This window comes from Sulfuricaulis sp., from assembly GCF_049587675.1.
In the GTDB taxonomy this organism is placed as follows: domain Bacteria; phylum Pseudomonadota; class Gammaproteobacteria; order Acidiferrobacterales; family Sulfurifustaceae; genus Sulfuricaulis.
On the sequence record NZ_JBAVEJ010000044.1, the window covers coordinates 1 to 23,547 of the forward strand.

At 59.8% G+C, this 23,547-nt stretch carries 21 protein-coding genes; 11 read left to right on the plus strand and 10 right to left on the minus strand.

Annotation, left to right across the window (positions count from 1 at the left end; genetic code table 11):
• Positions 1-390: 390 nt before the first annotated feature.
• Entirely contained in the window at positions 391-1,353 is a 963-nt protein-coding gene (gene rluD, locus WB402_RS01720; RefSeq protein ID WP_424205131.1) for a 23S rRNA pseudouridine(1911/1915/1917) synthase RluD, read from the minus strand.
• Positions 1,354-1,434: 81 nt separating this feature from the next.
• On the opposite strand from rluD, the gene WB402_RS01725 reads away from it, so the two are divergent.
• Positions 1,435-2,217: an outer membrane protein assembly factor BamD gene (locus WB402_RS01725; RefSeq protein WP_424205133.1), complete on the plus strand. Its 783-nt coding sequence runs from the start codon at positions 1,435-1,437 to the stop codon at positions 2,215-2,217.
• Between the two features lie 34 nt (positions 2,218-2,251).
• Here the strand turns inward: WB402_RS01725 and WB402_RS01730 are convergent, their stop codons facing one another.
• The 7 genes from WB402_RS01730 to WB402_RS01760 all read right to left on the minus strand — a co-directional run bounded on the left by WB402_RS01730 (position 2,252) and on the right by WB402_RS01760 (position 10,716).
• Positions 2,252-2,590, minus strand: coding sequence for a P-II family nitrogen regulator (locus tag WB402_RS01730; protein ID WP_424205135.1), 339 nt, complete (start codon positions 2,588-2,590; stop codon positions 2,252-2,254).
• 41 nt (positions 2,591-2,631) lie between these two features.
• The gene (locus tag WB402_RS01735) at positions 2,632-4,299 is read right to left on the minus strand and encodes an NAD+ synthase (protein ID WP_424205137.1); all 1,668 of its coding nucleotides are present in this window, start codon (positions 4,297-4,299) and stop codon (positions 2,632-2,634) included.
• Position 4,300: 1 nt separating this feature from the next.
• A complete protein-coding gene (gene sucD, locus WB402_RS01740) occupies positions 4,301-5,173 on the minus strand; it encodes a succinate--CoA ligase subunit alpha (RefSeq protein ID WP_424205138.1) in 873 nt (290 codons plus the stop codon).
• Positions 5,174-5,212: 39 nt separating this feature from the next.
• Positions 5,213-6,373 carry an ADP-forming succinate--CoA ligase subunit beta gene (gene sucC, locus WB402_RS01745; RefSeq protein ID WP_424205140.1) on the minus strand — a complete coding sequence of 387 codons (1,161 nt, stop codon included), beginning with the start codon at positions 6,371-6,373 and terminating at the stop codon, positions 5,213-5,215.
• Between the two features lie 70 nt (positions 6,374-6,443).
• A complete protein-coding gene (locus tag WB402_RS01750) occupies positions 6,444-8,393 on the minus strand; it encodes an ABC transporter permease (RefSeq protein WP_424205142.1) in 1,950 nt (649 codons plus the stop codon).
• A 167-nt stretch (positions 8,394-8,560) separates the two neighbouring features.
• Positions 8,561-9,532 (minus strand): efflux RND transporter periplasmic adaptor subunit, encoded by a 972-nt coding sequence (locus WB402_RS01755; RefSeq protein ID WP_424205143.1) that lies wholly within the window; start codon positions 9,530-9,532, stop codon positions 8,561-8,563.
• The gene (locus WB402_RS01760) at positions 9,529-10,716 is read right to left on the minus strand and encodes a TolC family protein (RefSeq protein ID WP_424205144.1); all 1,188 of its coding nucleotides are present in this window, start codon (positions 10,714-10,716) and stop codon (positions 9,529-9,531) included. Before WB402_RS01760 ends, WB402_RS01755 begins: the two co-directional genes overlap by 4 nt.
• A gap of 314 nt (positions 10,717-11,030) precedes the next feature.
• Between WB402_RS01760 and WB402_RS01765 the strand changes: the two genes are divergently transcribed.
• The 9 genes from WB402_RS01765 (at position 11,031) to infA (ending at position 20,217) form a co-directional block, all read left to right on the plus strand.
• Complete coding sequence (locus tag WB402_RS01765; RefSeq protein WP_424205145.1) at positions 11,031-11,681, plus strand: TetR/AcrR family transcriptional regulator; 651 nt, start codon at positions 11,031-11,033, stop codon at positions 11,679-11,681.
• Positions 11,682-11,735: 54 nt separating this feature from the next.
• Complete coding sequence (locus WB402_RS01770; RefSeq protein ID WP_424205146.1) at positions 11,736-12,449, plus strand: efflux RND transporter periplasmic adaptor subunit; 714 nt, start codon at positions 11,736-11,738, stop codon at positions 12,447-12,449.
• Positions 12,446-15,517, plus strand: coding sequence for an efflux RND transporter permease subunit (locus tag WB402_RS01775; protein WP_424205147.1), 3,072 nt, complete (start codon positions 12,446-12,448; stop codon positions 15,515-15,517). Before WB402_RS01770 ends, WB402_RS01775 begins: the two co-directional genes overlap by 4 nt.
• Positions 15,514-16,830, plus strand: a complete 1,317-nt coding sequence (locus WB402_RS01780) for a TolC family outer membrane protein (RefSeq protein ID WP_424205148.1) — start codon at positions 15,514-15,516, stop codon at positions 16,828-16,830. Before WB402_RS01775 ends, WB402_RS01780 begins: the two co-directional genes overlap by 4 nt.
• A gap of 53 nt (positions 16,831-16,883) precedes the next feature.
• Complete coding sequence (locus WB402_RS01785; RefSeq protein WP_424205149.1) at positions 16,884-18,044, plus strand: GNAT family N-acetyltransferase; 1,161 nt, start codon at positions 16,884-16,886, stop codon at positions 18,042-18,044.
• Between the two features lie 12 nt (positions 18,045-18,056).
• Complete coding sequence (gene aat, locus WB402_RS01790) at positions 18,057-18,755, plus strand: leucyl/phenylalanyl-tRNA--protein transferase (protein WP_424205174.1); 699 nt, start codon at positions 18,057-18,059, stop codon at positions 18,753-18,755.
• A gap of 71 nt (positions 18,756-18,826) precedes the next feature.
• The gene (locus WB402_RS01795; protein WP_424205150.1) at positions 18,827-19,558 is read left to right on the plus strand and encodes an arginyltransferase; all 732 of its coding nucleotides are present in this window, start codon (positions 18,827-18,829) and stop codon (positions 19,556-19,558) included.
• Positions 19,559-19,636: 78 nt separating this feature from the next.
• Positions 19,637-19,891: a hypothetical protein gene (locus WB402_RS01800; RefSeq protein WP_424205151.1), complete on the plus strand. Its 255-nt coding sequence runs from the start codon at positions 19,637-19,639 to the stop codon at positions 19,889-19,891.
• 107 nt (positions 19,892-19,998) lie between these two features.
• Positions 19,999-20,217 carry a translation initiation factor IF-1 gene (gene infA, locus WB402_RS01805; RefSeq protein ID WP_372522745.1) on the plus strand — a complete coding sequence of 73 codons (219 nt, stop codon included), beginning with the start codon at positions 19,999-20,001 and terminating at the stop codon, positions 20,215-20,217.
• 87 nt (positions 20,218-20,304) lie between these two features.
• On the opposite strand, the gene clpA is transcribed toward infA, so the two are convergent.
• Together clpA and clpS are read right to left on the minus strand one after the other, a co-directional pair.
• The gene (gene clpA / locus WB402_RS01810; RefSeq protein WP_424205152.1) at positions 20,305-22,566 is read right to left on the minus strand and encodes an ATP-dependent Clp protease ATP-binding subunit ClpA; all 2,262 of its coding nucleotides are present in this window, start codon (positions 22,564-22,566) and stop codon (positions 20,305-20,307) included.
• Positions 22,567-22,648: 82 nt separating this feature from the next.
• Positions 22,649-22,966, minus strand: a complete 318-nt coding sequence (gene clpS, locus WB402_RS01815) for an ATP-dependent Clp protease adapter ClpS (protein ID WP_424205153.1) — start codon at positions 22,964-22,966, stop codon at positions 22,649-22,651.
• Positions 22,967-23,265: 299 nt separating this feature from the next.
• Here clpS and WB402_RS01820 point away from each other — a divergent pair, with 299 nt between their 5' ends.
• Positions 23,266-23,475 (plus strand): cold-shock protein, encoded by a 210-nt coding sequence (locus WB402_RS01820; protein WP_424205154.1) that lies wholly within the window; start codon positions 23,266-23,268, stop codon positions 23,473-23,475.
• Positions 23,476-23,547 lie beyond the last annotated feature (72 nt).

Sequence of the window (23,547 nt, forward strand, 5' to 3'; positions counted from 1 at the left end):
GGCTCAAACACGAGGCTCGCTGCTTCCGATTTTGGCTGAGATGCTCGGCGGCGGCTACGGGGATTTGAAAACACCTCCCGCGCTTAGGCCGGAGGTGGGTGGCTAACCTCCCGTGTTGCGAGTCGAGCACCGCAGCGAAGCCGGGAAGTCTTCGCGAGACTTCTGGTCGAGCCGAGGCGCGTTGCTCAGCGCCCGGCGAGTTAGGCTCGCGCCCGGCTTCGTGAGGAGCGGAGGGCACCGCGCGCAGTAGGCGCGGTGAGCGGCCCGGGCGTGCTTTCTTTCGGTTACCTTTCTTTGCACGAGCAAAGAAAGGTAACCCAGGGTGCAGGGGCGGAGCCACCCGTAATTAGCATTTTAATCGTGCGCGGAGCGCACGCTACAATTAAAAAATTATTTCGAATAGACCTTGGCATCCTGCGCCAAGGCCTCCATCAATTTACTCATGTCCTCCGGTACCGACGTCGCCCACTGCACCCGCTTTCCCGTCCCTGGATGAATCAATGAAAGCTTCAGTGCATGCAAGGCCTGGCGTCTGAAGTGCCGCAGTTCATTTTTGAGATGCTCGCTCGCGCCAGCGGGTATTTTCAAGCGTCCACCGTACACCGGATCGCCGACCACGGGATAATGCAAATGCGCCATATGCACGCGGATCTGGTGCGTGCGGCCGGATTCGAGCTTCACCTGCACCAGTGTGTGTGCGCGGTATTTCTTCATCACCCGGTAATGGCTCACGGCCGGTTTCCCCCGGTCGCTCACCGCCATGCGCGTACGTTGGGTTCGATGACGCCCGATCGGCGCGTCGATCGTCCCGCCCGCCACCATGACGCCGTTGACGATCGTGAGATATTCGCGCTCGACGCTGTGCTCCTGGAGCTGTTCGATCAGGTGCTGACGGGCGCGTTCGGTCTTCGCGACCACCATCAAGCCGGAGGTGTCCTTGTCGAGCCGGTGCACGATCCCGGCACGCGGGAGCGCGGCCAGTGCCGGGGCATGATTCAGCAGGGCATTCAGCAGGGTTCCCTCCGGATTGCCCGCGCCAGGATGCACCACCAATCCCGGTGGCTTGTTGATGACGAGGATGTCGCCGTCTTCATGAACAATCTCGAGCGGTATTGCCTGCGCTTTCCAGTTGCCCTGCGCCGGCGGCGGCGCCAGGATTTCCAAAGCATCGTCTTGCCTGACCTTGTCGCGTTTGCGCGGAATTCGGCCATTGAGCAGCACGCGGCCATCCTCGATCCACTGTTGCAGCTGGGAACGGGTGACGTCGGTGAATAACGCCGACAGTGCCTGGTCGAGCCGCTGGCCGGCCAGTTCGGGCGGGATCGACGCCGATAGTTTTTTTTCCTGGTTCATGTCTGCCGCCGGCCTTTCCGGCGCGGCGAAATCGGGTTAAGCTGGTGTGACTTTATACGTTGTGTCGGGGCAAATCGAATCATGTATCGCATCACCGGATTGATCGCCGTTCTTTTCATTGCGCTGTTTTTCGCCGGGTGCTCCGGCCTCGACGACCCGACCAAGAACTGGCCGCCGGAGAAATTGTACAAGGAAGCCAAGGATAAAGTGACGGACGGTGACTATGAAACCGGCATCAAGTATTTCGAGAGCCTGGAAGCGCGTTACCCCTATGGCCGCTACTCCGAACAGGCGCAACTGGAAATCGCCTATGCCAACTACAAATTCGACGAGCCGGCGCTCGCCATCGCCGCCGCCGACCGCTTCATCCGTCTGCACCCCACCCACCCGAACGTGGATTACGCCTATTACCTCAAGGGCCTGGTGAATTTCCACGGCGAGAAGAGCTTCGCCAACTGGCTTCTCGGCGCCAAAGACGATCTTTCCGACCGCGACCCCAAGGGCGCGCTCGAGTCCTACAGCGCGTTCCGCGAGTTGGTGGAGCGCTTTCCCAACAGCCGCTACGCCGAGGATGCCCGGCAACGCATGGCGTATCTGTTCGAAGCGCAAGCAAAATACGAAACGCAGGTGGCGCGTTTCTATTATGAACGCAGCAGCTATGTCGCTGCGATCAATCGCAGCAAATACGCGCTGGCAACTTATCCGCGCACGCCTTCCACCGAAGACGCCCTCGGGATCATGGCGTTGTCCTACAAGGCCATGGGCATGAACGATATGCAGAAGGATACGATGCGCGTGCTGGCCAAGAACTTTCCGAACAGCCGTTATCTCGCCGAGATCGAACCAGTCGCAGCAAACCGCTGAGCTACGACGCCACGGGTCTTGCTTCGATCGGGGATTAAATCGCTTCCGGCCCCTGCTCGCCGGTACGAATACGGACCACTTGTTCGACGGCCGTCACGAATATTTTTCCATCGCCGATCTTGCCGGTGCGCGCGGCATTCGTAATGGCCTCAATGCAGCGGTCCAACATGTCGTCCGCGACCACGATTTCGATCTTCACCTTGGGCAGGAAATCCACGACGTATTCCGCGCCGCGGTAGAGTTCCGTGTGCCCCTTTTGCCGGCCGAACCCCTTGACCTCGGTCACGGTCAGACCGCTGACGCCGGCTTCGGACAAGGCCTCGCGGACGTCGTCGAGCTTGAAGGGCTTGATGATGCAGTCGATTTTTTTCATTGCCGGAAACCTCGAGTCGTATGTCGGATGTCTGACATCTATTAAATACCACCTGCCGGGCCATTGCCACCGGGTTCATTTTTCGTTTCAGCGCCATAGCCAGAGGTGATGGGGTAGCGCCGGTCGCGGCCGAAAGCCCGCGGCGTAATTCGCACACCGGGGGCTGCCTGCCGACGCTTGTATTCATTGCGCTCCACCATACGCAACACCCGGCGCACGATGGCCTCGTCGAAACCCGCGGCGATAATATCATCCGTGGACTGGTCCAGTTCGACATAGCGCTCAAGGATCGGATCGAGCACCGAATACGGCGGCAGGCTGTCCGTATCTTGCTGGTCGGGCGCCAACTCGGCCGAGGGCGGGCGCTCGAACACGCGCCGGGGAATAACCGGTTTGATCTTGTTACGGTACTCGGCCAGGCGATACACCAGCGTCTTGGGCACGTCCTTGATGGCGGCGAAGCCGCCGGCCATGTCGCCGTAGAGCGTGGCATAGCCCACCGACATCTCGCTCTTGTTGCCGGTCGTCAGCACCATCTTGCGCGTCTTGTTCGATATCGCCATGAGCAAAGTGCCGCGGATGCGTGCCTGAATATTCTCTTCGGTGGTATCCGGCTCCATGCCCTTGAATTCCTCCTTGAGCGCGCCGAGAAACGATTCGAACATGGGGTCGATCGGAATGAAGCTGTATTTCACGCCCAGCGTTGTGGCCTGGAAGCGCGCGTCCTCCAGGCTCATCGCAGCGGTATATTGCGATGGCATCATGACGGCCTCGACCCGTGACGCACCGATGGCATCCACCGCGAGACACAGCGTGAGCGCCGAATCGATGCCGCCGGACAGGCCGATCACCGCACCGGCAAAACCGTTCTTGCCGATATAATCGCGCACCCCCAGCACCAGCGCGGTATACACACTTTCCTCCTCGGACAGTTCCGGCATGATCGGGCCGGTAATGGGCGTGACCTGCCCATCGGCGTCGACTTCAACGAGATACAACCCCTCCACGAAGGCCGGTGTGCGCTGGGTCATTTCGCCCCGACCGTCCACCACGAAGGAATCGCCGTCAAACACTAGTTCGTCCTGGCCGCCGACGAGATTCAGATAAACGATCGGTACGCCGTTGGCGCGCGCACGGCGGGCGACGACGTCAAACCGCTCTTTTCCCTTGTTCTTGTGGAATGGCGAGGCGTTCAGATTGATCATGAGTTTCGCGCCGGCGTTCTGTGCCTGCTCCACCGGGCCCTGCTCCCACACGTCCTCGCAGAGGGTGATGCCGGTGGGCACGCCCTGCAGGTCGATCACGCAGGGATTCGTACCTTCGACGAAATAGCGCTTCTCGTCGAAGACGCCATAGTTGGGAAGACGGTGCTTGAAATAGGTTGCCGCCACTTTGCCGTCGCGCAGCAGCGACGCGGCATTGAAAAGTTTTCCGTACTGTCGCTTGGGATAACCGACGATGACATCGATTCCCGATATTTCCCTCAGCATCTCACCCAGCGCGAGCTCCACGCGCACCGTGAGGTCGGGACGCAGCAGCAGGTCCTCCGGCGGGTAACCGGTCAACGCCAGCTCGGGAAATACAACGACGTGTGCCTTGAGTTCATCGCGCGCGCGTAGCGCGTTGGATATGATCTTCGCGGCATTGCCCGGGACGTCACCCACCAGCAGGTTCAGCTGGCCGAGGACAATGCGCAGGCGCGATCCCATGTCAGGTAAGCACTTCGCGCATGCGCGCGCCGATCTCCGCGGGTGAGCGCACGATGTGCACACCGGCCGCCTGAAGCGCGAGGAACTTCTCTTCGGCCGTGCCACGGCCACCGGCGATCACCGCGCCGGCATGCCCCATGCGCTTGCCTTTGGGCGCGGTCACACCGGCGATATACGCCACCACCGGCTTCTTGACATGATTCTTTATATACGCGGCGGCGTCCTCCTCCGCCTGCCCGCCGATCTCGCCCACCATCACCACGCCGCGGGTCGCGGGATCGGCCTCGAACATCCGCAGGCAGTCCACGAAATTGAGGCCCTGGATCGGATCGCCGCCGATGCCGACACAGGTGCTCTGGCCAAGCCCCTCCTGCGTGGTCTGGTACACGGCTTCATAAGTCAGCGTGCCCGAGCGCGACACGATACCGATCGCGCCCGGCTTGTGAATCGCGCCCGGCATGATACCGATCTTGCATTCGCCGGGCGTGATGAGACCGGGACAGTTGGGACCGATGAGCGCAATGCCCTGATACTGATGCAGCGCCGCCTTGACCTTGCGCATGTCGCGCACCGGAATTCCCTCGGTGATGCACGCGATCACTTTTATGCCCGCTGCGGCCGCCTCGAGGATGGAATCGGCGGCGAACGCCGCCGGCACGTAGATCATGGTTGCATCCGCGCCGGTTTCGTGTACCGCCGCGCGCACCGTATCGAACACCGGCAATCCCAGGTGCGTTTGCCCGCCCTTGCCCGGCGTTACGCCGCCGACCATCTTGGTGCCGTAAGCAATCGCCTGCTCGGAATGGAACGTGCCCTGCTTGCCGGTGAAGCCCTGGCAGATCACCTTCGTATTCTTATTAACCAGTATGCTCATCTTTTCATATCGAAATTAAGATTTCAGATTATTTCGAATTCATTTCGCAGACGCGACGACCAGCTTCGCGGCGTTCGTCAGGCTGTCCGCCGCGGTGATTTTCAAACCACTGCCCTTCAGCAGCGCACGTCCCTTGTCCACGTTCGTGCCTTCGAGGCGCACGACCACGGGAATCGTTATCCCGACCTCCTTCACTGCCTTGATGATGCCCTCGGCGATGAGATCGCAGCGCACGATGCCGCCGAAAATGTTGACCAGGATCGCCTTCACGTTCGTATCGGAAAGAATGAGCTTGAACGCCTCGGCCACCTTGTCCGCGGTGGTGCCGCCGCCGACGTCGAGGAAATTCGCCGGCGCCCCGCCGTGCAGCTTGATCAGGTCCATGGTCGCCATCGCGAGTCCAGCGCCGTTCACCATGCAGCCGATGTTGCCGTCGAGCGCGACGTAGCTGAGACCGATTTCGTGCGCCTTGTGTTCCTTGGGGTCGTCCTGCGAAGCGTCGTGCAATTCCTCCAGGGACTTCTGGCGGAACAGCGCGTTGTCGTCGACCTGGATCTTGGCGTCGAGCGCGATCAGTTCGCCGTCCGAAATCACGGCGAGCGGGTTGATCTCGACAAGGCTCAAGTCACGGGCGCAGAACAGATGATAGAGACTCAGCATGAGCCGCGAGATCGCGGCAATCTGCTTGTCCTTGAGGCCTAGGGCAAAACCGATCTCGCGGCACTGGTACGCCTGCAGGCCGGCCACGGGATCGGCGACCGCCCTCAGGATTTTCTCCGGATGCTTCGCGGCGATCGTCTCGATGTCCATGCCGCCGGCGCTCGACGCAATGAACACGATACGCTCGAGCGCGCGGTCCACGAGACACGCCAGGTAGAGTTCATTCAGCACCACGCTCGGCAGTTCAACGAGCAGCCGCTTCACGGGCTGTCCGGCGGGGCCGGTCTGATCCGTCACCAGCCGCGTGCCGAGCAGCCCCGCCGCGGCCCGTTCCAACGCCTCGCGACCGACGACCTTTTTCACCCCGCCGGCTTTGCCGCGTCCGCCGGCGTGGATCTGCGCCTTCACCACCCAGGTGTCGCCGCCCAGTTCATCGGCCGCTTCCAGGGCTTCGTCCACGGAAAATGCCGGCCGGCCCGACGGGACTGGAATGCCGTATTCCGCGAGCAGGGCCTTGGCCTGGTATTCGTGAAGATTCATGGATAGCGCCAGTTGGTTGTTCTTGAGTACGAATATGGCAAGCAATTTATCACATCACGCGCGCGCCGGCCTATTCGTAACGCAGGGCTTCAATGGGATTCAAGCGCGCGGCCTTGCGCGCGGGATAGATGCCGAAGACGATGCCGATGCCGGCCGAGAAAAGAAAAGCGAGCAGCACCGCGCCGACTGACACGGAGGTAGTCCACCCGGCCAACAGCGAGAGCGCCACGGTAATCAACCAGCCTAAAACGATGCCCGCGAGCCCGCCGGTGACGCTGACCACGACGGCCTCGATCAGGAACTGCCAGAGGATGTCGCGGCGGCGAGCGCCGACGGCCTTGCGCAGGCCCACCTCGCGCGTGCGTTCCGTGACCGACACCAGCATGATGTTCATGATGCCGATACCGCCCACAAACAGCGAGATCGCCGCGATCACGGCCAGCAGCATTGACATGGTGCGGCTGCTTTCCGAGAGCGCCGACTGGATGTCGGCGAGATTGCGTATCTGGTACGCGTCCTGCCGCTGCGAGGGCGGAACCTTGTGCCGCGTAAGCATGAGCTGCGTCACGGTGTCGGTCACCGGCTGCAGGTCAGCGGACGTTTCGGCCTCGATGTCGATGTAATCCACGTAGTCCTTGCCAAGTAGTCGATACATGGCGGTCAGCACCGGAATCACGACAACGTCATCCTGATCCTGAAATCCGGTCGCACCCTTCTCCGGAAGCACCCCGATCACCTGGAAGTTGACCCTGTTGAGCTTGATGAATTCCCCGACGGGATTCCGGTCGCCGAACAGCTCTCGCACCACCGTCAACCCGACCAGCGCGACGCGCGCGCGGCGCTGATTCTCCGCTTCGGTGAAAAAACGACCCGCCTGAGGCTCAGATGCACGCATCTCGGCGTACTCCGGCCCGGTTCCACGGACCAGCGTGTTCCAGTTCTTGTTCTCGAACGTCGCGCGCACTCGCCCGGTAACATTGGGCGCGGCTTCCTTGACACCCGGCACATGTTCCCGGATAGCCGCCACGTCATCGATCGTCAGTCGCGTCGTCGCCCCGGCCTCCTGCGCCACGCCCGCGACGCGTATCGCTCCCGGGCGCAGCAAGAGCATGTTCGATCCCAAGGAGGCGAGCGAAGTCTCGATCGCTTTCTGTGCCCCGCTTCCCAGCGCCAGCATCGCGACCACCGCAGCGACGCCGATCAGGATACCAAGCATCGACAGCGCCGTGCGCACCTTGTTGGCCGCCAGTGCGCGCAATCCCTGGCGCAGATGTTCGCCGATCTCCCTGAGTTGCCAGCGTTTTTCCGTGGACGGCGGCAAGACCATCGCCGGCGTCGTGGATGGTTCCACGCCGTTACGCTCATCCGACTGCACTATTCCGTCGCGGATGCGTATGCGTCGGCGCGCCTCGCGCGCCACTTCCTCTTCGTGCGTGACCATCACAATGGTAATGCCCCGGCGATTCAGATCTCTCAGCACAGCGAGGATTTCCTGTTGGCTGGCGGTGTCGAGATTGCCGGTCGGCTCGTCCGCAAGAATGATGCGCGGTTCGTTCACCAGCGCGCGGGCAATAGCCACGCGCTGCTGTTGTCCGCCCGAGAGCTCGTTCGGCTTGTGATGCACCCGCTCCTTGAGCCCCACCTGCCCGAGCAAGGTGTCGGCGCGCCCCAGATCGAGCCGGTGGCGCGAATACAGCAGCGGCATGGCCACGTTCTCGTCCGCGGCGACGCGCGGCAGAAGATTGAACTGCTGGAACACGAAACCGATGGCCTCGCGGCGCATCACTGCCAGCTCGTCTTCCTCGAGATTCGCCACCTCCCGGCCATCAAGCCGGTAGGAACCGGAGTCGGGGGTATCGAGCAGCCCGATCACATGCATGAGAGTGGACTTGCCGGAGCCGGACGGACCGGTGATGGCGACAAACTCACCGGGCTCGATTCTCAACGTTACACCGCGCAAGGCATAAACGGTCGTATCGCCCATGCGGTAGGTCTTGTGGATGTCTTTGAGTTCTATCATTCAGTCACGTAACAACATCGTCGTCATTCCTGCGAAAGCCGGACCCAGAGTTTGAATGGTATCGCACGCTTTGGGCGCGATCTCAAAAGCTATGTGTGGGTGACTCCGCCGGGACAGTTTGGTAAGAGCGTGGTTCTCCATTCCCGTATGGCGCACGCGAGCACCGCTTACCGCTTTCTGCCGAACGGCATGAACGGGCTCGATGTGCCTTCGCTGCCGCTGGCGCGGATGCGCACGACCAGCAGGCGATCCTTCTCCGAAACTCCCTCCAGCACCTCGACGTGTTTGCCGTCGCTCAATCCGGTCTTGATCTCCTTCTCCACTGGCTGGCCATTCGGCTGAGCCGGTGCCAGAAGCACATAAGAATGACTCCCGCGAACCTTAATAGCGTCCGCGGGCAGCAGCAAAACGCCCCGGCGCGAAGCCGTGACGAAACTGACGTTCGCCGTCATTCCGCTGCGCATGAAGGCCGGAGTTTTATCGGGCAGGACGTTGACCGAATAGGTGGTAACGTTGTTCACGGTCTTGGCGTCGTAGGCGATTTCGTTCGCTTTGCCGGTGAATGGCTGGTCCGGATAGGCATCCAGAACGATGCTGGCCGGCTGGCCGAGACGAATCTGGGCAAGATCGGTCTCGTCGACCTGAGCCACCACGATCAGATAATCCGACATCACGAATATGGCGTCCGCGCTGGTGAAGGTCTGACCCGCTTCGATGTTACGAGTAATAATGGTGCCGTTCACCGGCGCGAGAATCGGCGTGGGCCGATAAAGTTCTTCCCAGTGCTTCAGTTCATCTGGACCTCTGGCACGTGCCGCGTCAATGAGCGCGGCGCGCTCGGTGGAGCTCATCCAGGCGAGAATCTGACCCTTGGTGACTTTGTAACCCTCATCCACCAATGCCTGTTCTGCCCGCCCCGGGACCGGCGCCTTGATTTCGAGCCGGTTCTTGGGCGCCACGGTGCCGGTACTCAGGATCGTGACGTCGAGATCGCCGCGTTCAACGCTCACCTCACGATAATCCGGCTGCACGTTGCGGCCTGAAATCCAGTACGTGGCGGCGCCTCCCCCGGCCACCAGAACCAGCACAGCAGCCACCACCACCATGCGGTGCTCACGCATCGCATCCAGAATCTTCATGAAATCACCCCTTTCCCCTGCGCCTGCTCCCAGGCCGCCTCGGCCACAACCCGATCGCGCTGGCTTTGCAGGAAGTTTTTTTGCCTTTGAATGAGATCGCTCTCGAGACGGTCCCAATCTTCAAATGACATGAGACCATTGTTGTATTTGCTACGCGCAATTTCCGCGCGCGTGAATGCCGCCTCCAGGAAGGCCTGGTCTACTTTGAGCTTCTCCACCGACTCGGCATAACTCGCATAGGTTTGCTTGAGGTTCAACAACAGCTGATGTTCCGTGGAGTCCGTGTTCGAGGCCGCCGCATCGAGACTCGATACCGCGCTCTTGGTCGCGTAGTAATCTTTGCCACCGCTGTAGATCGGCACATTGAGATTAAGAATCACTATGCGTTGCGTGGCGTCGGGAAACCAGTCGTTTCCCGCACGACCATAACTGCCCGAAAGATTGAGGCTGGGGTATAAACCGGAGCGTGCCAGTGTAACGCCCGCGACGGCGGATTTCTGTTGCGCCGCCGCCTGCTGATAATTGGGAACCTGCCGAGTGAGTTCACGAAAGTCAGGAACCGTTCCGGGCTCTGTGAGCGGAATGTCCCCGCGCGCCTCAAGTTCATCCGTCTCGCGGCGGCCGAGTACTTGTGCCAGCTGCGCCTGCGCCGAAACAAGATCATGCTGTGACTGGAAATGATCATAGCGTGCCTGCGCCAGCGAGGCTTTCGTCTGAAGGAAGGAACCCTTGTTCTCATTTCCGCTCTCGAAACGCAGTTCGACGAGACGCAGGTTTTCTTCCTGACGATGCATAATCTTCTCTGTTAGGAGGACATTGTCCTGCGCGTACTTTAATCCGGTAAATGCGACTTTGAGATCCTGACTTAATTTTGCCTTTGCCGCCGCCAGACTCGCTTCGGAGACTTCGCGGTTAGCCGCGCCTTGTTCGATCTTGGCTCGGTCCTGAAAACCGGCAAAAAGATTTTGGCTGAGCAGGAGCGAGGCGTTGTAGGTCGCGCCCGATGTCGTGGACAGTCCGGCAATACCCGATGTCGCCTCTGAATCAAATCTGTCGGTGTAACTGGAACCTGCGGAAAGTTGCGGGAGATAGCCGCTATAGGCGCCCTTGGCGTTGAAACTCGCGGCTTCCAGATTGGCGCGGGCGCTGCGAATGTCGGGGTTATTTGCCGTCGCCTCCTGCACGCAGGTCTCCCAGATCAATACCGTAGGCGGCCCTGCCCATGCGGACGGCACTAGGCCCAGCAACAAAGTAAGGGAAATTATTCTCATCTGGGCGGGCGATGGCATTCAGCGGACATCCCTATATATAGACTCGCTTTTCTTTTGGTAATTCCATATGCCACGGCGGCAAAACTATTGTGGCGGATTGTCGTCGTCAGTCCAAACTAGGCACGTTTCACGTTGCATGGGGGCTGATTTCACGCTAGCATTTTCATACTGACCGATCGGTCAGTTAATTATCGCGGTAAACCAGAGAGATAGGCAAGAGACCCGTGATGACACCAGGTACAACGGCCTGCCATGCTCGTTCGGGCAGCGATACCGCCGCCCGGATCCTCGCGGCCGCCGAAGCACTTTTCGCGGAACACGGGTTTGAGGCGGTCTCGATAAACGCCATTGCTGAACACGTCGGCGTCAGCAAAGCCAATGTTTTTCATCATTTCAGTTCCAAAAATGCGCTCTACCAAGCGGTTCTGCGCAATGCCTGCGACGCAACCACGCAGCAGTTTAAGCACATGGTCGCCCAATCCGGCGCGGTGGCCGCCAATCTCGCGCAATTCACCGATAGTCATCTCGCCAGCATCCTGGAACACGATCAGTTCGCGCGTCTGATATTGCGCGAAATTCTGTCGGACAGGCCGAAGGAAGAATTCAAGATCGCGCAACAGGTTTTCGGCGAGAATTTCTCCGAACTGGTGGAGATCCTGCGCCGGGGGCAGGAGCACAACGAGTTGCGCGCAGATCTGGACCCTGCCCTGGTGGCAACGCTCCTCGTCGGCGCCAATGTATTCTTCTTTCAGGCGCGCAATGTCTTCCGACACTTTCCAGAAGTCAACTTTGCCGATGAGCCGGCGCATTACACCCGCATGATCGTGGATATCCTGCTTCGCGGGATACTGGCCTCCGGCTCAGGGAAAAAAACATAAGCGCATCGTTAAAACCGGCGTGTCTTCAACCGCTCAACAATAAGGAATAATTCGATGAGCCGCATATCCTTCTGGACCGTCCTGCTGGTGATCGCCGTCGTCGCCGTTGGATGTGGCAAGAAGGAAGAACAGAAACCGCCGGAAAATATCGCCAATGTTACGACGACACAAGTCCTCGCGCGCGACCTGCCGCTGACGGAAAGCGCTGTCGGCTCCGAAACCTGGCTGAGCCAGGCGGATACCTACGATCCGACCCACGATCTCGCGCGCCGGATTAATATCCGTCTGCCGTTTCCACTGGATATCGTGCGGCGTCTGAAGATTGGCCAGCCGGTCACTCTGACCAATTTCGAGGACAGGAAAAAGACGACAGGCGTCATACGCGAAATCCGCCCCGCGCTCAGCACCATGACCCAGACTGTTGAGGTGATCGTCGAGGTGAAGAACCCCGGCGGCTGGCGACCGGCCGGCAGCATACGCGGCGAGGTGACACTTGAGATTCATCGCCACATGCCGGTGGTACCGGAACAATCCATCGTGCTGCGGCCCGCGGGCGCCGTGGTTTATGTCATCTCGGATAATGTAGCGCACGCGCACCCGGTAAAAACCGGAATCCAGCGTGACGGCATGATCGAAATACTCGAAGGCATCCAACCAGGGTGGATTATTGCCGTCGATGGCGCCGCGCTGTTGAGCGACGGCGCCAAGGTCAGCGTGCGCGCCGTCACGCCGGCGATCACCACCACGCCCCCGGCGCCCGGCGCATGACGCTGCCTGAATTTTCGATCAAGCGCCATGTGTTCACCCTGATGGTGAGCCTGGTGCTTGTCCTGTTCGGCATCATCGGTTTCATGCGCCTCGGCCTCGATCGCTTCCCCAAAATAGATTTCCCCGCGGTGACGGTCACCACGACCATGAAGGGCGCCGATCCGGATATCGTCGACAAGAATATCACCGACATCATTGAAGAGGCCTGCAGCCAGGTACCCGGGGTCAAGTCGATCATGTCGAGTTCAGCGCTGGGCGCATCGGTGGTCGGCGTCGAGTTCGATCTCGACAAGAATCTCGATGTCGCCTACCAGGAGGTCAAGTCCAAGGTAGATGCGGTGGTCAAACGACTGCCGGACGACTCCGACCCGCCGGTGGTGCGCAAGGTCGAGGTGGGTGCCTCGGCCGTCATCTGGCTGGCGCTGCAGGGCGACCGCACCGTGCAGCAGCTCAACACGTACGCTGAGGAAATCATCAAGCCGCGGCTCGAGACCATCAGCGGTGTCGGCGACGTGCTCATCGGCGGACAGATCAAGCGCACCATCCGCATCTGGCTCGATAATGAACGCCTGCACGCATTCAATCTCTCCCCCCTCGAGGTGCGTAATGCCTTCGTGCGCGAGCATATCTCGCTGCCGGGCGGATTTCTCGGCGGGGAAAGCCGCGAGTTGCTGATCAAGTTCGACGCCGAGTTTGAAACCGTCAAGGCCATGAACAAGCTCGTGGTCGCCTACCGTCAGGGCTCGCCGATTTATCTCAAGGACGTGGCGCGGATCGAGGACGGCCTGGAAGACCCGCGCAAACTGGCGCGTTACAACGGCAGCCCGGCCGTGGGCCTGGGCGTGGTCAAAACTAGTGGCGCCAATACCGTCGCGGTGGTGGACGCGGTCAAGCAACGCGTCGAGAAGGAAATCATTCCGGCATTGCCGCCGGGCCTGTCAATACATTACTCCACGGACGATTCCGTCAGTATCCGTCAGTCCATCGAGGCGCTGCAGGAACATCTGCTGCTGGGAACGCTGTTCGCGGCGATCATGGTGTTTGTGTTTCTCAAGAGCGGGCGCTCAACACTCATTGTCGCTACCGCCATCCCGGTCTCGCTGCTGGCGACATTCGCGGTGATGTACTTCGCCGATTACACCCTGAACAAGATTACCATGCTTGGATTGTTGCTGCTGATCGGCGTGGTCGTCGACGACGCCATCGTTGTGCTCGAAAACATCTTCCGCCATCGCGAGGAGGATCACGAAGCGGTGGTGAAGGCGGCGATTCGCGGTTCCGATCAGGTAATCTTCGCCGTGCTGGCCTCGACGCTGACCCTGGTGTCGATCTTCCTTCCGGTCGCGTTCATCAGCGGCATCCTCGGGCGCTTCCTGAGTTCGTTTGCGCTGGTCGTCACCATCGGCGTACTGGTCTCGCTGTGGGTATCGCTCACACTCACGCCCATGCTTTGCTCGCGCTTTCTGACGCTCCCCGACCACAGCGGACGCCTGTACAAAGCACTGGAAGGGGCTTATGTCGGGCTGGAAAATGCCTATCGTGCAATTCTGCGATTCGCAATTACCCACCGCTGGAAGGTCATTGGTATTGCCACCCTCGTGGTGTTGTCCAGCACCTTTTTCTTCGCACAGGTCGGCAAGACATTCGTGCCCGAGGAAGACGAATCGCGTTTTGTCATCAGCGTACACACACCGCTCGGCTCCAATCTCGATTACACCTCCGGTAAAATTTCCCGGGTCGAGGACATCCTGGCCAAGCGCCCGGATATCTACAGTTACTTCGTGACTATCGGCCTTGGTGATATCGGCCAGGTGAACGCCGGCGAAATACTCGTGCGTCTGCAGGAAAAGACGCAGCGCAATCTCAGCCAACAGGAAATCATGGGGCAACTGCGGCGTGAAATCAATCAACTCCCAGGCATTGAGGCCTTTATCGCGCCCGTGAGTTTCATTGGTGGCCAGCGCAGCGAGCCGCTGCAGTTCGTCATCCGCGGTCCCGACCTGCAAAAAATCGACCGGCTCTCGGACGAAATGGTGACGCGGCTGGGAAGCATCAAGGGCATGGCCAAGGTGGACAAGGATCTGAAACTTGATCTGCCGCAGATTAACCTGACCATCGACCGCGAGCGCGCCGCGCAACTCGGCATCAGCGCCCAGGACGTGGCCCTGACCCTGAACGCCATGACCGGCGGCGTGGACATCGCTGAGTTCAAGGACCAAAGCCAGCGCTACAAAATCCGCCTGCAAACGGAATCCAGCCAGCGTGTCAGCGCCAGCGACCTCAAGCGCCTGTACGTGAAAAACAAGCTCGGCGATCTGGTGCGCCTGGACACGCTGGTCAAATTCGAGGAAGGCCTCGGCCCGGCCGTCATCACACGGCGTGACCGCCAGTACGCCGGCTTCATCTACGGCAGCCTCGAAACCCTGCCGCTCGGCGCCGCCACGGACGCGGTCAGGAAAATCGGCGGCGAGATTCTGCCCGCGGGCTACTCCATCGCATTCACCGGCCAGGCGGAGGAATTCGCCAAAACCGGCGGTTACGTACTTTTCGCTTTCGGGATGGCGCTGATTATGATTTACATGGTGTTGGCCAGCCAGTTCAATTCATTGCTCCAGCCGCTCGTGGTCATGGTGGCGCAGCCGCTTGCCATCATCGGTGGCGTCGCGGCGTTGTGGATTGCGTCGTTCTGGACCGAAGCCACGCTGAATATATTCTCCATGATCGGCATGATTCTGCTGATGGGTTTGGTCGCCAAGAACTCGATTCTGCTGGTCGATCTCACCAATCAGTACCGCGCGCAGGGCAAGAGTGTCGATGACGCCCTCAGCGAGGCCTGTCCTCACCGGATGCGGCCGGTGCTGATCACATCGCTCACGGTCATCGCCGCGATGACTCCGGCGGTGATCGGACTCGGGCCCGGTGTGGAGAGCAACCGTCCGCTGGCGCTGGTGGTGGTGGGTGGCATGATCTCTTCCACCTTGCTCACCCTGATCGTGGTGCCGGCGGTGTACTCACTGGTGGAGAATTGGCGCACGCATCGCGTGGGCGCCAAGAGGGCGAGCGCATGAATCGCTGGATTTCTATCGGCATATTTTTCGTGTTCAGCGTCCCGGCCTCCGGCGACGACCTGCTCGACCTCTATCGCCAAGCGAAAACCAGCGACCCAGCCTGGCTGGCGGCACAGGCGGGATACCAGGCCGGCATCGAAAAAGCGCCCCAGGGACGTGCGCTGCTGTTGCCGACGCTGGGGCTCTCCGCTTCCAAATCGGAAAGCGACCAGCAAGTCACCCTGCCGATGGCCAGCAACACCTATCATTACGGTACCGATGCCTACGCCATCCAGCTCACGCAACCGCTGTACAACAAGCAGAACGCTGCCGTCTATGCCCAAGGACTCGCCGGCGCCAATCAATCGGAACTCGAACTGGAGACGGCGCGACAGGATTTGATCCTGCGTACCAGTCATGCCTATTTCGACGTGCTCGCCGCCCAGGATGCGCTCGACTTCGTCATCCTGGAGAAAGAATCGATAAACAAACAGCTGACGCTGGCCAGGCGTAATTTCGCCGTGGGCAACGCCACGCTCGTGGACGTGCATGAGGCGCAGGCACGCTACGACATCGCCGCGGCACAGCAGATCACGGCCACCAATTTCTTCGAGGTCAGAAAGGAGGCCTTGCGGGTGCTGACCGGTAACGACCCCGGCACTCTGACACGGCTTGAGACAAAGCTCGATCTGCAAGGGCCTGAACCGGCGACCATGAATCAATGGGTGGAAACCGCCGTCAACGGAAACCAGCGCATCAAGTCGCAACAGGAAGCGGTCGTCATCGCGCGGCAGGAAGTCGAGAAAAGCCGCGGCGGGCACCTTCCCACGCTTGACCTGACCGCCTCGCGGGCCTACTCCGATGCGGGCGGCAGCGTACTAGGCTTCGCTATCGAATCCACCACGAACCAGATCGGGCTGCAGTTCCAGATGCCGCTGTATCAGGGCGGTGGCATTTCGTCCAAGGTGCGCGAATCCGTGGCGCAACTGGAAATAGCCAGTCAACGCCTGGATCAGACGCGGCGGCAGGTGGCACAGCAGGTGCGCGAATCTTATCTCGACGTCATCAACGGCGTGGCGCGCGTCCAGGCACTGGAACAAGCCCGGAATTCGAACGAGCGCGCACTCGAATCCACCGTTATCGGCTATGAGCGCGGCGTGCGCACGGGGGTGGATGTGCTCAATGCACAGCGCGAGCTGTTCCGCACGCGGCTGAGTCTGTCCCAGGCTCGCTACGATTATCTGATCAGCCGCCTGCGCCTGAAGGCCGCGGCCGGCACGCTCCAGGAACAAGACCTGGAAGGCATTAATCGGTTGTTAGCCCACAAATTATAGGGTCGATCGTTTACGCCGTGCATGCCTCGGCCTGGCGCGTTTAGAATTAAGGCATGCATGTCAGCATCGTCGACAGTCTGAAAAATATTCCCGCTTCGTATTGGAATGCGCTTGTCGGTGAATCCAATCCGTTTCTGCGCCACGAATTCCTGTCGGCCCTGGAATCCACCGGCTGTGTCAGCGCCAAAACCGGCTGGCAACCTCGACATCTCGTCGTGCGACGCGATGAGTCGTCGACGGGCGAGCTTGTCGGCGCCCTGCCGCTGTACCTGAAAAATCATTCTTACGGGGAATATGTGTTCGACTGGGCCTGGGCCAACGCCTATGAGCAGGCCGGCCTGCGTTACTATCCCAAACTGGTTGCCGGCATACCGTTCACTCCCGTCACGGGACCGCGATTGTTGAGTATTGCCGGCACTAAATCCACGGCAATAAAAAAACAGCTCGTCGACAGCGCCCTGGAACTCATGCGGGAACACCAGATATCCTCCCTGCATTGGCTGTTCTTAACGTCCGAAGATGCAGATTTGCTCGAGACGGAAGGTCATTTGCTGCGTACCGGATGTCAATTTCACTGGAGTAACCCGGGCTACCGCGATTTCGACGATTTCCTGTCGACCTTCACAGCGCACAAGCGCAAGAAGATCAGGCGTGAACGTCGGCATGTCCAGGAAGCGAATATTACGATGGAAATTCACACCGGCAGTTCGATCGAACCATCGCACTGGAATGTTTTCCATGAGTTCTATCATTCCACCATCCGTGCCCATGGCGCGATGCCCTATCTCTCGCTTGATTTTTTCCACAAGCTGGGCGCTACGATGCGTGACCGCATCGTGCTGGTGTTCGCGCGGCGCGGCGCGGACTACGTGGCGGGCGCGTTGAATCTGCGCGGAACCGACACGCTCTACGGCCGCTACTGGGGAAGCCGTGGGGATTTTCACAGTCTGCATTTCGAAACCTGCTATTACACCGCAATCGAATACTGCATCGCGCAGGGGCTCAGCCGTTTCGAGGCCGGCGCCCAGGGCGAGCACAAGCTGGCACGCGGTTTCACGCCCGTGGTCACCCGCTCGGCACACCGTCTCGCACATCCGCAATTCAGCCGCGCCATTGCGGACTATCTGGCGCGCGAGCGTCTCGATGTGCATGCCTACGTGAATGAACTCAATGAACATGCGCCTTTCAAAAAAGCACTGACCGCGGAGAAATAGCACGCCATGTTTATACTTAAATCCACTACAGCCGATCTGCGCTTTCCGCCGGTGGAATTGGCCTCCCCCGAGGGCCTGCTGGCCGTGGGCGGCGATCTGCGCGCCGAGCGCCTGCTCGAAGCCTATCGTCACGGGATCTTTCCCTGGTACAACCCGGGCCAGCCGATCCTGTGGTGGTCGCCGGACCCGCGTGCCGTGCTGTTTCCAGCGAATCTGAAGATTGCGCGCAGCCTGCGCAAGACACTGAGCCGGAAAAAATTCGACGTGACTCTCGATACCGCGTTCCGTGAGGTCATGCGGCACTGCGCGCTGCCTCGGCCCGGGAATCCCACCGGCGGCACATGGATCACACCGGAGATGATCGAGGCCTATGCTGTACTGCACGACCGGGGTCTCGCCCATTCCGTCGAATCCTGGCGCGAGGACAAGCTCGTCGGCGGTCTGTACGGTGTCGCCATGGGTAACGCCTTTTTCGGTGAGTCCATGTTCAGCCGCGAGACGGACGCCTCCAAGGTGGCGTTCGTGCACCTGGTGAGACAGCTCGAGCGCTGGGGCTATGCGTTCATCGATTGCCAGCTATCCTCGGCGCATCTTTTCAGTCTGGGCGCGGAGGAAATCCGCCGCTACGATTTCATGGCGCGACTGGAACAGGCGCTCAAACAATCTGAACGTTCGGGCCGCTGGCGCTTTGATGCTGATTTGAGGGTGTAATAGAATTCACAAGAATGAATTCCGGGTTTATCCTGTAAATTCCATTTCACTCCTGTCCATTCGAGAATGGCATGACGAGTCACCTGAAACCACCGGAAATATTTCTTTCGATGCCGCATCCGTGCAGCTACCTGCCGGGTCGCACCGCAACATCGCTTTTCCTCGATCCGCGCCAACCGCTCGACAGCCGCCAGTACGCAAGTTTCATGCGGCTCGGCTTCCGGCGCAGCGGCGACCTTGTCTACCGGCCGCATTGCCGCGCATGCAATGCCTGCATTCCGGTGCGCATCCCCATCGAGCGTTTTCGTCCCGATCGCGGGCAACGCCGCATCTGGAAACGCAACCAGGAATTGTCGGTCATCGCGCGCCCCCCGCTCTACAGCCAGGAACATTTTGAACTGTATAAGCGCTATCAGGCCGCGCGCCATCCGGGTGGCGGCATGGACGACCCTGACCCCAAAAAGTACATCAATTTTCTCGCCTCACAGCATATTCATACTGTCTTCTACGAAATCCGGCTCCAGAAAAAGCTCCTGGGGGTGGCGATCACCGATATCCTTCCGGACGGGCTTTCGGCGGTATATACCTTCTTCGATCCGGATGAAAAGCGCCGCGCACTCGGCGTGTACGCGGTGTTGTGGCAGGTGGCGCAAGCCGCGGAACGTCAGTTGCCGTGGCTATATCTGGGCTACTGGATCAAGGAATGCTCGAAGATGGCCTACAAGGGCAATTACCGCCCGCTGGAGATTTTCCACAATGGTCACTGGATACAGCATGACAGCCACATCGGATCAGGACCGTAACCTCTCACCTGCCCTGGCACGCCCATTGCATCTCTGAAGGAACGAAGTAGCCGGTTTATCCGGCAGGGGTGCAACACCATGCTCAGCTTTCTGTACCGGCTCGTCGAAAACTATCAACGCGAACACGGGCTGCATCCGAACCTGCTCTACGTGAACCAGCGGCATTACTTGAAACTGCTGGAGTGCCTCCCGGAGATGAAAAACCAGGACGAAGTTTCCCGTTTTCTGATGATGCAGGTCGTCATCAGCCCGGAGGCGGCGCATCCTTACGTCGCCTGGCTTCCGACCGACGCCGGCGGTCACCTCGTTTACGAGCGGGAACGCATTCGCTAAACCATGCCCTCCGACCGCCAGGCCGGGGCGGGACGGCATCATATTGCTTTACGCCCGCGCGCGACTACGGCATCATACGCCGCCAATCAACTGAAGCAGGGCGGCGCGTGGCGAAAGAAGAGCATATCGAGATGGAAGGGACCATTACCGAAACCCTTCCCAATACCTTGTTTCGGGTCAAGCTCGACAACGGACATGTCGTGACAGCCCATATCTCCGGCAAGATGCGCAAGAACTATATCCGCATCCTGACCGGTGACCGCGTCACGGTACAACTCACTCCTTACGATCTTACCAAGGGCCGGATAACCTTCCGCGCCCGCTAACTGTCGTCCTCTTTTTAAGGCTCAATCAAATAAAATGCCGCGCTGACGATAAGCGTCAGCGCGGCATATTTATCCACAGAAACCGGATCAGGCCGGGGTCTTATCAACGGCGGGGACGAAGTCAAACGCCAAGGCTGAGTCGCGAGCCGTGACTTTGACGTGTCCGCCGGAAGCCAGGCTGCCGAACAGCAGCTCGTTAGCCAGCGGTTTCTTGACCTGTTCCTGGATCAGGCGCGCCATCGGCCGAGCACCCATGGTCGGGTCGTAACCGCGCTGGGCCAGCCAGGCGCGCGCGGCATTGTCCAGCTCGATGGTAACGTGTTTGTCCGCCAGCTGGGCTTCTAGCTCCAGGATGAACTTATCCACTACATGCGCGATGGTCGTCTCGTCCAGCGGCTTGAATTGGATCGTTGCATCCAGGCGATTGCGGAACTCGGGGCTGAACAGGCGTTTGATCTCCTGCATCTCGTCGCCGGCATGATCCTGCTTGGTGAAACCAATGCTTGACCGGCCCAGGCGCTCGGCGCCCGCATTGGTCGTCATCACAAGAATGACATTGCGGAAATCGGCCTTGCGCCCGTTGTTGTCCGTGAGCGTCCCGTGGTCCATCACCTGCAGCAGCAGGTTGAACACGTCCGGGTGCGCCTTCTCGATCTCGTCGAGCAGCAGCACGGAATGCGGATGCTTGACGATTTCCTCGGTGAGCAGGCCGCCCTGATCGAATCCGACGTAGCCGGGCGGCGCGCCGATCAGGCGCGAAACGGTGTGCCGCTCCATGTATTCCGACATGTCGAAGCGGATGAGCTCTAGCCCGAGAATGCGCGCCAGTTGGCGCGTGACCTCGGTCTTGCCGACGCCCGTGGGTCCGGCGAAAAGATAGGAGCCGACCGGCTTCTCCGGATGCCCGAGGCCGGAACGCGACATCTTGATCGCGGTCGCCAGTGCCCCGATCGCCTCATCCTGGCCGAACACCACCATCTTGAGGTCACGCTCGAGCGTTTTCAGCGCTTCGCGATCCGAAGTGGAAACGGTCTTGGGCGGGATACGCGCGATCTTGGCGACGATATCCTCGATGTCATGCACGCCGATCGTCTTCTTGCGGCGGCTTGGTGGCAGCAGATGCTGACTCGCGCCGGCCTCGTCAATCACGTCGATGGCCTTGTCCGGCAAGTGCCTGTCGTTTATATAGCGATGTGCCAGCTCCACCGCGCTGCGCAGCGCCTGCAACGTATAACGAACGCCGTGGTGATTCTCGAAGCGGTTCTTCAGGCCGCGCAGGATTTCCACCGCCTCTTCCACCGAAGGTTCGGAGACATCGATCTTCTGGAAACGGCGTGACAGCGCGCGGTCCTTTTCGAAGATGTTGCGGTATTCCTGATACGTGGTCGACCCGATGCACTTGAGATCGCCGGAAGCGAGCACCGGCTTCAACAAGTTCGAGGCGTCCATGGCGCCGCCCGAGGCGGCTCCCGCGCCGATAATCGTATGGATCTCGTCAATGAACAGGACCGCATTCTCCTGCTTCTTGAGTTGTTGCAGCACCGCCTTCAGGCGCTTTTCGAAATCGCCGCGGTACTTGGTGCCGGCGAGCAGCGAGCCCATGTCGAGGGCATAGATGGTGCTGTGTGCCAGCACCTCGGGTACTTCGCCGTCGACGATCTTCTTCGCCAGTCCCTCGGCAATCGCGGTCTTGCCCACGCCGGCCTCGCCCACGAACAACGGGTTGTTCTTGCGCCGGCGGCATAGCACCTGGATGGTACGCTCCACCTCGCGGTCGCGCCCGATCAACGGGTCGATCTTGCCAAGACGCGCCTGTTCGTTGAGGTTGACGCAGAACATATCGAGCGGGCTCTTTTCGGTGGCGGTACTCTCTTCGCTCTCTTCCTGCACCGGCAATTCATTCTGAGCTTCGCCCGGCACTTTCGAGATGCCGTGGGAGACGTAATTCACTACATCGAAACGGCTGATGTTCTGCTTGTGCAGGAAATAAACCGCATGCGATTCCTTTTCGCCGAAAATCGCGATCAGCACATTGGCGCCGGTGACTTCCTTTTTGCCCACGCCCTGGACGTGCAGCACCGCGCGCTGGATGACGCGCTGGAAGCCAATGGTAGGCTGGGTGTCGATCTTGCTCCCCGGGGCGAGCTTGGGCACATTCTCTTCCAGGAAGGAATTGAGACTGCGGCGCAGTTCTTCGATGTTGCCGCCGCAGGCGCGCAACACGCGTGCGGCCGACGGATTATCAAGCAGCGCGGCCAACAGGTGCTCCACGGTAATGAACTCGTGGCGCTTTTCGCGCGCGTTCTGGAACGCACTGTTCAGCGAGAACTCTAGCTCCTGCGATAACATGCCACCGCCTCCGGGCCATAAAGCCCATTAACTCAAGTCTTCCCTATTGAAACGGACATCCCCTATTTCTAATTTATAGACCTTATTCAGGCTCCAAGGTGCACTGCAACGGGTGCTGGTGCTCCTGAGCGAAATTCAGCACCTGCCGCACCTTGGTTTCCGCAATTTCCCGGGTATAAATCCCGCAAACCCCGATCCCTTTCTGGTGCACATGCAACATGATGCGGGTTGCATCCTCGCGGTTCTTGGAGAAAAACCGCTCCAGAATGATCACTACGAACTCCATAGGAGTATAGTCGTCGTTCAGCAGGATGACTTTGTAAAGCTGCGGCTTCTGGAGCTTGGGCTTTGCTTCCTGAACGATGGGACCATCGAGGTAGTGCTGGGGCTTATCGCTCATAATCTATAGATTACACCAATATTCCCGGGCGGCCGGAATCCGGGCCCGCGGCAACAGATACATTGTGCGACCCATGTCCGAAAATTCAACCCCTGCGATTGTGGCATGAATATTGGGCCTCGCCCGCTGTTTTTCCTGCTGGCGGCCAGCTGGTAAACACCGGCGGGGACCTTGCTTGACATGCCCATAAAAAGAGAAGGATGATGATCTGGGCTACGCCTTCGCTCCGGTGTGGGTGGAGGTGCGGTTATCAGAAATCTGAAAGATAGCGGCGTTCCGCCGCGGCAGGAGGGGGATGTATGTCAGTAGGCACCGTGAAGTGGTTTAACGCAAGCAAAGGGTACGGCTTTATCACACCCAGCGACGGCGGTGATGATGTCTTCGCGCATTATTCCGCCATTGATATGGAAGGGTACAAGACCTTGAAAGAGGGCCAGCAGGTCGAGTTTGAAGTCCAGGAAGGTCCCAAGGGCCCCCAGGCTTCCCACATACGCTCTCTTCCCAAGTAGTCGGCGTTATATCCGCAGAAGTCTTTTTACAAACCCGGCATCGCCGGGTCTTCTTTTTTTGACGCAGGCATT

Coding starts and splice junctions, on each gene's coding strand:
- WB402_RS01770 (WP_424205146.1), top strand. CDS start 11,736: ATGAGCCGCATATCCTTCTGGACCGTCCTGCTGGTGATCGCCGTCGTC.
- WB402_RS01725 (WP_424205133.1), top strand. CDS start 1,435: ATGTATCGCATCACCGGATTGATCGCCGTTCTTTTCATTGCGCTGTTT.
- sucC (WP_424205140.1), bottom strand. CDS start 6,373: ATGAATCTTCACGAATACCAGGCCAAGGCCCTGCTCGCGGAATACGGC.
- rluD (WP_424205131.1), bottom strand. CDS start 1,353: ATGAACCAGGAAAAAAAACTATCGGCGTCGATCCCGCCCGAACTGGCC.
- WB402_RS01780 (WP_424205148.1), top strand. CDS start 15,514: ATGAATCGCTGGATTTCTATCGGCATATTTTTCGTGTTCAGCGTCCCG.
- WB402_RS01785 (WP_424205149.1), top strand. CDS start 16,884: ATGCATGTCAGCATCGTCGACAGTCTGAAAAATATTCCCGCTTCGTAT.
- WB402_RS01765 (WP_424205145.1), top strand. CDS start 11,031: ATGACACCAGGTACAACGGCCTGCCATGCTCGTTCGGGCAGCGATACC.
- WB402_RS01730 (WP_424205135.1), bottom strand. CDS start 2,590: ATGAAAAAAATCGACTGCATCATCAAGCCCTTCAAGCTCGACGACGTC.
- WB402_RS01800 (WP_424205151.1), top strand. CDS start 19,637: ATGCTCAGCTTTCTGTACCGGCTCGTCGAAAACTATCAACGCGAACAC.
- clpS (WP_424205153.1), bottom strand. CDS start 22,966: ATGAGCGATAAGCCCCAGCACTACCTCGATGGTCCCATCGTTCAGGAA.
- WB402_RS01820 (WP_424205154.1), top strand. CDS start 23,266: ATGTCAGTAGGCACCGTGAAGTGGTTTAACGCAAGCAAAGGGTACGGC.
- clpA (WP_424205152.1), bottom strand. CDS start 22,566: ATGTTATCGCAGGAGCTAGAGTTCTCGCTGAACAGTGCGTTCCAGAAC.
- WB402_RS01755 (WP_424205143.1), bottom strand. CDS start 9,532: ATGAAGATTCTGGATGCGATGCGTGAGCACCGCATGGTGGTGGTGGCT.
- WB402_RS01735 (WP_424205137.1), bottom strand. CDS start 4,299: ATGGGATCGCGCCTGCGCATTGTCCTCGGCCAGCTGAACCTGCTGGTG.
- sucD (WP_424205138.1), bottom strand. CDS start 5,173: ATGAGCATACTGGTTAATAAGAATACGAAGGTGATCTGCCAGGGCTTC.
- WB402_RS01795 (WP_424205150.1), top strand. CDS start 18,827: ATGACGAGTCACCTGAAACCACCGGAAATATTTCTTTCGATGCCGCAT.
- WB402_RS01775 (WP_424205147.1), top strand. CDS start 12,446: ATGACGCTGCCTGAATTTTCGATCAAGCGCCATGTGTTCACCCTGATG.
- WB402_RS01750 (WP_424205142.1), bottom strand. CDS start 8,393: ATGATAGAACTCAAAGACATCCACAAGACCTACCGCATGGGCGATACG.